Raw genomic sequence first — 1,850 nt, 5'->3', positions numbered from 1 at the left:
CAAGTGCGCGTATCGGTGGATGCAGACAACGCGGCGGGCGTGGTGCGCTGCCCGTAGCGCCGGGCGCTGCCCGGACATCCCCCTCAACGGAAAAGGGGCCCCCCGGCGGGGGGCGCCCCCACGGCCGCGCAGTTCAAGCTGCTGACGCCGCTCGACGGTGCCTGAGCCTGGCGCCACCCGGCCATGAAAAAGCCCCGCCGAAGCGGGGCTTTTTTGCACCAGGGCCAGGCCTCAGCGTTTCATCGAACTGAAGAACTCGTCGTTGGACTTGGTGTTCTTCATCTTTTCCAGCAGGAATTCCATCGCGGCCAGCTCGTCCATCGGGTGCAGCAGCTTGCGCAGGATCCAGATCTTCTGAAGCATGTCCGGCTCGATCAGCAGCTCTTCGCGGCGGGTGCCGGAGCGGTTGATTTGATGGCCGGGTACACGCGCTTCTCGGCGATGCGGCGGTCCAGGTGCACTTCGCTGTTGCCGGTGCCCTTGAACTCTTCGTAGATCACCTCGTCCATCTTCGAGCCGGTTTCCACCAGCGTGGTGGCGATGATGGTCAGCGAGCCGCCTTCCTCGACGTTGCGGGCCGCGCCGAAGAAACGCTTCGGGCGATGCAGCGCGTTGGCGTCCACGCCGCCGGTCAGCACCTTGCCCGAGCTGGGCACCACGGTGTTGTAGGCGCGGGCCAGGCGGGTGATGGAGTCGAGCATGATCACCACGTCGCGCTTGTGTTCGACCAGGCGCTTGGCGCGCTCGATCACCATCTCGGCAACCTGCACGTGGCGCGCGGCCGGCTCGTCGAAGGTGGACGAGATGACTTCACCGCGCACGGTGCGCTGCATCTCGGTCACTTCCTCGGGCCGCTCGTCGATCAGCAGCACGATCAGGTGCACGTCGGGGTGGTTGTGGATGATGGCCTGGGCGATGTTCTGCATCAGCACCGTCTTGCCGGCCTTGGGCGGCGAAACGATCAGGGCGCGCTGGCCCTTGCCGATCGGCGACATCAGGTCCATCACGCGGCCGGTGATGTCTTCCGACGAACCGTTGCCGCGCTCGAGCCGGAAACGCTCGCGCGGGAACAGCGGCGTGAGGTTTTCGAACAGCACCTTGCCCTTGGAAGCTTCCGGCGGCTCACCGTTGATGGTGTCGACGATGTTCAGCGCGACGTAGCGCTCGCCGTCCTTGGGGCTGCGGATGCGGCCGGAGATTTCGTCGCCGGTGCGCAGGTTGAAGCGGCGGATCTGGCTGGGCGAGATGTAGACGTCGTCCGGGCCGGCGAGGTAACTCGCGTCGTCCGAGCGCAGGAAGCCATAGCCGTCGGGCAGGATTTCCAGCACGCCGTCGCCGGCCACGCCCTGCGGATGCCGCGTCAGCACCTTGAGCAGTGCGAACGTGACGTCCTGCTTGCGCATGCGGGCCACGCCCTCATGCAGGTTCAGCTTGTCGGCGATCTCCAGCAGCTTGTGCGCCGGCATCCGCTTGAGGTCGTTAAGGCTGTAGGTGGGGAAGTCGGGCGGAAGCTGGGGCAGCGGGCGGTCGTTGCGCTCACCGCCGCCACCACCACCGCCACCACCGTTGCCACCGCCGGCGTCGTCAGCCGACTCGCCGTCGCGGGGACGGTCGCGGGGACGGTCGCGCTTGTCGCGGAAGCGATCGCGCCGGTTGCGGTTGCGGCCTTCACGGAAGCCGCCTTCGCCGCCGCCGGGGTTGCCTTCGCCGCCCTGACCGCCGCCCTGGCTGCCGTCACCGGCGCCCAGGCCGCCGTCGCTGCGGCCACCGCCCTGGCTGCTGTCACCGCCGCCCTGGCCGCCGTCGCTGCGGCCCCCGCCCTGGCTGCCGTCCCCGCCGGCGTTGCCCCG

General features: G+C 68.5%; 1 pseudogene. It reads right to left on the bottom strand.

What is annotated here, in order from left to right:
• Window positions 1-231: 231 nt before the first annotated feature.
• Window positions 232-1,850 (bottom strand): annotated as a pseudogene (rho, locus tag K0M70_RS00880) (transcription termination factor Rho); the annotation flags it as partial.

This window comes from Arenimonas sp., assembly GCF_019459675.1.
Classification (GTDB): Bacteria; Pseudomonadota; Gammaproteobacteria; order Xanthomonadales; family Xanthomonadaceae; genus Arenimonas.
This window is presented reverse-complemented; position numbering and strand designations above follow the sequence as displayed.